The organism is Halocynthiibacter namhaensis, assembly GCF_000812685.1.
GTDB classification, from domain to species: Bacteria; Pseudomonadota; Alphaproteobacteria; order Rhodobacterales; family Rhodobacteraceae; genus Halocynthiibacter; species Halocynthiibacter namhaensis.
On the sequence record NZ_JWIF01000011.1, the window covers coordinates 80,916 to 87,274 of the forward strand.

A 6,359-nucleotide genomic window follows, 5' to 3' on the forward strand; every position below is an offset into this window, starting at 1 on the left:
CCTTCTGAAACGCGCGATATACACCTGCAAGATGGAAGTTTTTGATGGCATCATAAATGATCGCGGCAGCAAATATGCAGTTTCAGGCGGGGCAGTGACCTCTAAGCCCGAGGCCTTGGCATTTTTGAAACAGCTTAAGCGTCAGAAGAAATTCGCAAAAGCCACCCATAACACATGGGCGTGTTTGCTGGATGAAGGGCCGCTGAAAAACGATGACGGGGAAAGCGGTGCTGGCATGGTGATCGTGCGCATGTTGGAACGCGAAGAACTGCGCAACCATATTGTTGTTGTAACGCGTTGGTATGGCGGCACAAAACTGGGCGGAGACCGATTTCGTCGGGTGCAGGATGCTGTGAACTATTATCTTAAGGAAAAGACATGAAGGCCCAATTCAAAGCACAATGGGATCGGTTTAAATGGCGCTGTATCTGGTCTTGGGAAGGCTGGGTGAACTGCTGGCAAGAAGAACAAAGCCTAAAGCAGTGGTTGGTCGCCAATGCGATTTCAGCCCCCCTTGCGCTGTGGTTGCCTTTGTCCGGTGGGGAACGCGCCGCTATCTTGGCATTGGGTGTTCTGGTCCTCGCGGCGGAACTGTTTAACACTGCCATTGAACGTTGTGTCGATCTGATCACCCAAGAGAAACATGATCTCGCCAAACAAGCCAAAGACCTTGGCAGCGCGGGGGTGGCCGTCACGGCACTTGCGGCAGGTGTGGCCTGGGCTGTGGTGCTGATACGTCTGTACGCATAATCAGGTCGCGATCTTGGTCGTGCGAGACAGGCGGACCGGGACAATCGGGGTAAGACAATCGGGCTGGGCTGCCCTTGTCTAAGGTCCTGTCCGTCCCCATATCTTGCATGATATGATATATTTCAAAGGCCTTCACATTGATTTTTTCTGACTTTACAAAAGCGCTTGCGCAGGCGGGGGACCCAAAGTTTCGCCGTGTGGTCATCCTTGGTATTTTGCTGGCCTTGGGTTTGCTGTTTGGGCTTTATGCGATCTTGGTTTTAATTCTCAGCCTTGTCACACCCGATCAAATTACACTGCCTTGGATCGGCGAAATTGGGGGCATCCACGAAGTTCTATCCTGGGTCTCATTGGTGGCGATGATGGGGTTGTCGGTCTTCCTGATGGTGCCGGTCGCGTCCCTGTTCACCGGCATATTTTTGGACGAAGTCGCCGACGCGGTGGAAGAAAAACACCATGCATATCTGCCCCAAGTCCGTCACCGCAGCTTTGCAGAAATGGCCGTGCAATCATCGCGCTTTCTGGCCGTCATGGTGATCGCAAACCTTATTGCGCTGATCTTTTACATTTTCCTTGCCCCATTCGCGCCGCTGATTTGGGTTGGGTTGAACGGTTATCTGTTGTCGCGCGAATATTTCACCATGGTGGCAGAACGACGCCTTAGCCCGATGGATGCAGATGCGTTGCGCAAACGTCACCGATTTGAGATTTGGTTCGCAGGTTGCCTCATGACAGCACCGCTTTTGTTCCCGTTCATAAGCCTGTTGATCCCGGTGTTTGGCGTTGCGACATTCACGCATTTATATCACCGCTTGCCACAAAGCTGATCTAGGCTGATACGTCTTTCCATCCGCGCCTATGGCTTAAGCCGTCACTTGCGTGAAGGCTGCGTCGGCGGCTTCCAATGCACCTTCGATGTAACCTCCGAATTGGGCGGCGACTTCGGTTCCCGCGAAACGGATTTTCCCGTCCCATAGGTGGGCCATCGCTTGTGGCAATCCATAATCAGGATGTGCATATAGCGGTTCCAGGTCGGCTTGGGTTGATGTGTTTTGGTCAAAGGCCCAGTCTTTGATGTACAGCTGCTTGGGCGCAGCTGCATCCGGCCCAAACAGACGTATGAGTTGCGCCTGAATATGCTGGCGCAAACGGGGTTCATCCCTGCGCGATTGGGGCGGAATACCGATAAAGCCGAACAGCGCAAAGGGGCCACCCTCAGCCGGTGAGGCATCGTGGATTTCAACCAATGGGCCAAATCGACTTGTGGCATCACCGGACAAACCTGCGTCTCGCCAAAAGGGGGTGTCATATACGGCAATGGCTTTGGCTTGACCTGCCATCCAGGTCGCGATCTGTTGCATGGACGTCCGTGCGGCCAATGGCAGGTCAGGCGTGAAAGTGATCTCTGCGGCGACGCGTGGGGGCAGGGCGAGAACCGCTTGATCTGCGGATATTCTGTCGCCATTGGCCAGATGTGCGACGATGCCCTGATCCGCATCCGTCAGTGAAATGACCTGTGCATTTAGAAGCTTACGATCACCAGGTAGGCGATCCGCCAGCGATTGGGTCAGTGCTTGCAGGCCGCCTTTCAGCCGCCAGCTGCCCTCCATTGATGAAAACCCACGCCCATGTTGAACTTGGCCATGCGGATCTTCAAAGGTTAAATCCCCGGCACTGAACTGATCGAATTTCTCAAGGCCCAGGCGTTCAATAAGGGCGGCAATGCGCGGCTGTCCTGGCCAAAACCAAGCGGGCCCCATATCAAAATAGCCGTCGTCTAGATATTGGGTTTGGATGCGCCCGCCAAAACGATCACGGGCCTCAACCAATAGATAGTCATGCCCTGCGGCCTCAAGCCTATCCGCAAGGGCAAGACCAGATAGGCCACCGCCAATGATCAGTGTTTTCATATCAACCCTTTGTCACTTTACAGGACATCTTGTGGCATCCATCTTTCCGGCTTAATCCGCTGACAGTGCTTCGGGGGTTGCGTTTAGGCGGTTGAACACATCAACATCAGCCACGGTCACGATCTCCCAGACGATGATCCAAAAGAGAAATGCCCAAACCACAGCCGCGATCCCCGTCGTGATCAGGGCACGCTTCTTAAGTTGCGGGTTTGCAGGCGCCCCGGCGTGGGTGCCACGCAGAACCTTGCCTTCGTCCCCTTGCGTCGTCAGGCGCACAGGCAGCACACATAGAAAGGTCAAAAACCATAGAACAGCGTATAAAACGATCGCAGACGTAACAGCCATTAGACTTGTTCCAATTCGACAAGGCATCCGTTGAAGTCTTTGGGATGCAAGAATAAAACGGGTTTTCCATGTGCCCCAATCTTGGGTTCGCCCGAACCAAGCACCCGTGCGCCTTCAGCCTTCATTTTGTCGCGTGCAACAAGAATATCATCGACTTCGTAACAAATATGGTGAATGCCACCCGCTGGATTTTTCTCAAGGAAACCATTGATTGGGGAATTTTCGCCCAAAGGATACAACAGCTCAATCTTGGTGTTTGGCAGCTCAATAAAGACCACCGTTACCCCATGATCAGGTTCGTCCTGGGGGGCGCCGACATTGGCACCCAAAGTGTTTTTATACTGCGCGCTGGCGGCTTCCAAATCTGGCACAGCAATAGCCACGTGGTTGAGACGACCGATCATGATGTATTCTCCCGTATGTTTGAAACCTTATGACCGGGGCGCTGCTTTGGCGCAAGCTCTCTGGGGCATCCGTGATGACACATTCTGTCGCGGTGTTTGCAATATGCGATGTGATTTTAATGGCTCTGTTAACGCGGTGTTCACCGACTCAACCCAGACTGAAGGGGTAGTTAATGTTTACTGGGTCGCGTCCGACGTTTGACCCAATAATTGTGAAAGGATAGGGGAATGGACGACCTAGAAAGCCTGATGGCCACGCAGGTGCCAACCGCAGAACGCCCACTTGCCGGATTAACCGTACTTGTCGTGGAAGACAGCCGCTTTGCCTGCGAGGCCATGCGTTTGCTGTGTTTGAGATCTGGTGCGCGCATTCGGCGCGCCGACTGTTTGGCTTCTGCCCGCCGCCATCTTCAGGTGTATTGTCCTTCCGTTGTTATCATTGACCTTGGCTTGCCTGATGGATCGGGGGAAGAATTGATCCAAGAACTGGATACGGCCATGCCACGCGTAAATCTGGTGCTTGGAACCTCGGGTGACCCGGGGGCAGAAGCGCTTGCGTATAACGCTGGTGCAGATGGTTTCTTGGACAAACCCATCAACAATCTTGCGGCATTTCAGAACAAGATTTTGTCTGGCCTGCCTATAGATCGCCGCCCCACCGGCCCAAGGCCGACGAACGACAGTAACATCACGCCCGATCCCATTGCCTATCGGGATGATCTGGCCCATATCGCCACGGTTCTGGACGGCAGCCCTGATGGAAAAACGTTGGATTATGTATCGCAATTCTTAGGTGGGCTTGCCCGAAGTGCGGCGGATACTCAGTTGGAAACAGCGGCGAAGATGTTGTCCGAACATCGCAACAACGCCCCGGACATACGCTCAGACCTATCGCATCTTAATGGATTGGTCCAAGAACGCATTGCGTCAAGTGGTGCGATCTAGGGCGTATCCAGCACGAATATCACACCCATTTCGCCATCGGTGGCAAGCTCATCAACACGGCATTGGCGTCATGGCCGGTTTCCAGGCCAAACTTGGTCCCGCGATCCCAAACCAGATTGTATTCCGCGTATAACCCGCGGTGCACAAGTTGGGTGTCTTTGTCCGCTTCCGTGAATTCTGTGCCGCGACGACGTTCAACCAATGGCACAAAAGCGGGTAGGAATGCCTGCCCAACTGATTTGAGAAACGAGAAATCCTGCCCCCAATCGCCGGTGTTGTGATCATCAAAGAAAATGCCGCCCACACCTCGGGCACGCCCGCGATGGGGCACGTAGAAATATTCGTCAGCCCAGGCCTTAAATCGTGTGTAATAGTCAGAATTATGCGCGTCGCAGGCGGCCTTTTGAACCGCGTGGAAGTCCGACGTGTCTTCGTCGAATTCAACGGCTGGGTTCAAATCTGAACCGCCCCCAAGCCACCACCCATGCGGCGTCCAAAACATACGTGTATTCATATGTACCGCTGGGCATAAGGGGTTTTGCATATGCGCAACCAATGAAATTCCAGCCGCCCAAAATCTTGGATCATCTTTCATGCCAGGCAGGTCTTTACGCGCCGCCATTGCCGATACGGCCCGCTCTCCCAATGTTCCATAAACGGTTGAGATATTCACGCCGACCTTCTCAAAAACGCGCCCTCCGCGCATCACTGACATCAGCCCACCGCCGGCATCCGACCCATCTTCCGCATTCCGCGTGGTTTCAGATATTTCAAACTTGCCTGCCGACTGATCCGAAAACGGACCGCTATCATGACTGTCTTCAAGCGCTTCGAAACGTCCAACAATTTCATCCCTCAAGGTGCGGAACCAAGCGGTTGCTTCCTGCTTCTGGGCGGTCATGTCGTTTAGGGCTGTCGTGGTCATCATCTTTTCCCGCTCAAAAGTCAGTTTTCCGCTTTGTAGATCGTTTGATAAGATTCCACCAGAACAACGGGAAAATGTCGCAGCCAAACGAACCGTAAAGAAGGAAGGGGCTGCGGGTAGCTCCCACCGCGTTTGGCAGGCTGATGGGTATGAAAGGTTCCGGAACCTGTGCCGTGACAAAGAGAGCAACAAGACCCATCTGTCAAATAACAGGATATGTCAGCGCAGGAAGGAAGCTAATGATTGAAAAGATGTAGGTTAATCTTTTGATTTTGAATGTAAAAACAAGATCTATAGGTCAGAATTCAAGAGATCCAACGCCAGGTTGCACAGACTTCTGCCTTTTTTGGCACAAATGGTGTTTTTGGTGACCCCGACTGGATTCGAACCAGTAACCTGCCCCTTAGGAGGGGGCTGCTCTATCCAGTTGAGCCACGGGGCCATTAGACTGCAATGCCATGAATATGCACAATAAAGGGGGGCGTCTAGGCAGAATGCACTGCTAGTTGAGAATTTGTTTCCCACTTTTACGTTTGTTTTTTGTTCTGTTCAAGTTTGGCTACGGCTTGCTTTTCCAGCACTTTTCGACTTGTACCTTTTGAATATTCCTTCACCATTTCGAGACTTTTGTGCCCAGTAATTGATGCGATCTGTGCATCCAGCTTCAGCAAGTCTACTGGCTGCACTATAACGCCCCGAAATGGCTCTGGACTTACAACAACGACCGGCCCAACATGGCCATCGGCAGGATCACTCCCGCTATGAAATTGAAAATGACCGCGTAGTTCTTATTCTGTTGAAAAACTCCTGTTGATTTGGAACGGCCTGACTGATTCAATCCCCTCATTGTGATGGGAGATTGTTGAGATGTTAGGACCAAGGCAAGAAGCGCAACGCGCTCTGTTTTATGACTTCTCTATCGAGGATCATGTTCCTGTAGATCATGTCTTGCGGACAATCGACGGTATCATTGATTTATCTGGCGTGCGTGCGCATCTGGCGCAGTTTTATAGCTCAACTGGGCGTCCGTCGATTGATCCTGAACTGATGATCGTTGCCCGGCAGGGCATTGCGTAGCAA

At 52.6% G+C, this 6,359-nt stretch carries 9 protein-coding genes, 1 tRNA gene and 1 pseudogene; 5 read left to right on the plus strand and 6 right to left on the minus strand.

Features of this window, described 5'->3' with window-relative positions:
* The first annotated feature begins 31 nt into the window (after positions 1 to 31).
* The 3 genes from RJ38_RS01440 (at position 32) to RJ38_RS01450 (ending at position 1,577) form a co-directional block, all read left to right on the plus strand.
* Positions 32 to 382 carry a YigZ family protein gene (locus RJ38_RS01440; protein WP_039017155.1) on the plus strand — a complete coding sequence of 117 codons (351 nt, stop codon included), beginning with the start codon at positions 32 to 34 and terminating at the stop codon, positions 380 to 382.
* Positions 379 to 750, plus strand: coding sequence for a diacylglycerol kinase (locus RJ38_RS01445; protein ID WP_039017133.1), 372 nt, complete (start codon positions 379 to 381; stop codon positions 748 to 750). Before RJ38_RS01440 ends, RJ38_RS01445 begins: the two co-directional genes overlap by 4 nt.
* A gap of 137 nt (positions 751 to 887) precedes the next feature.
* Positions 888 to 1,577: an EI24 domain-containing protein gene (locus RJ38_RS01450; RefSeq protein ID WP_039017134.1), complete on the plus strand. Its 690-nt coding sequence runs from the start codon at positions 888 to 890 to the stop codon at positions 1,575 to 1,577.
* A gap of 36 nt (positions 1,578 to 1,613) precedes the next feature.
* Here the strand turns inward: RJ38_RS01450 and RJ38_RS01455 are convergent, their stop codons facing one another.
* Genes RJ38_RS01455 through mce form a run of 3 tightly spaced genes read right to left on the minus strand, consistent with a single transcriptional unit; the run spans position 1,614 to position 3,409 of the window.
* Positions 1,614 to 2,660: a flavin monoamine oxidase family protein gene (locus RJ38_RS01455; RefSeq protein WP_039017135.1), complete on the minus strand. Its 1,047-nt coding sequence runs from the start codon at positions 2,658 to 2,660 to the stop codon at positions 1,614 to 1,616.
* Positions 2,661 to 2,711: 51 nt separating this feature from the next.
* On the minus strand, positions 2,712 to 3,005 hold the full coding sequence (locus RJ38_RS01460) for a DUF1467 family protein (RefSeq protein WP_039017136.1): 294 nt from the start codon (positions 3,003 to 3,005) through the stop codon (positions 2,712 to 2,714).
* Positions 3,005 to 3,409 carry a methylmalonyl-CoA epimerase gene (mce, locus tag RJ38_RS01465; protein WP_039017137.1) on the minus strand — a complete coding sequence of 135 codons (405 nt, stop codon included), beginning with the start codon at positions 3,407 to 3,409 and terminating at the stop codon, positions 3,005 to 3,007. Before mce ends, RJ38_RS01460 begins: the two co-directional genes overlap by 1 nt.
* A gap of 228 nt (positions 3,410 to 3,637) precedes the next feature.
* Between mce and RJ38_RS01470 the strand changes: the two genes are divergently transcribed.
* Complete coding sequence (locus RJ38_RS01470; RefSeq protein WP_039017138.1) at positions 3,638 to 4,354, plus strand: response regulator; 717 nt, start codon at positions 3,638 to 3,640, stop codon at positions 4,352 to 4,354.
* Positions 4,355 to 4,373: 19 nt separating this feature from the next.
* On the opposite strand, the gene hemF is transcribed toward RJ38_RS01470, so the two are convergent.
* The 3 genes from hemF to RJ38_RS18715 form a co-directional block, all read right to left on the minus strand.
* A complete protein-coding gene (gene hemF / locus RJ38_RS01475; protein ID WP_039017156.1) occupies positions 4,374 to 5,279 on the minus strand; it encodes an oxygen-dependent coproporphyrinogen oxidase in 906 nt (301 codons plus the stop codon).
* Between the two features lie 365 nt (positions 5,280 to 5,644).
* Positions 5,645 to 5,721: transfer RNA gene (locus RJ38_RS01480), tRNA-Arg, on the minus strand.
* Between the two features lie 85 nt (positions 5,722 to 5,806).
* Positions 5,807 to 5,965 (minus strand): hypothetical protein, encoded by a 159-nt coding sequence (locus tag RJ38_RS18715; protein ID WP_156121709.1) that lies wholly within the window; start codon positions 5,963 to 5,965, stop codon positions 5,807 to 5,809.
* 181 nt (positions 5,966 to 6,146) lie between these two features.
* Between RJ38_RS18715 and RJ38_RS01485 the strand changes: the two are divergent.
* A pseudogene (locus RJ38_RS01485) lies at positions 6,147 to 6,332 on the plus strand (transposase); the annotation flags it as partial.
* Between the last annotated feature and the right edge of the window lie 27 nt (positions 6,333 to 6,359).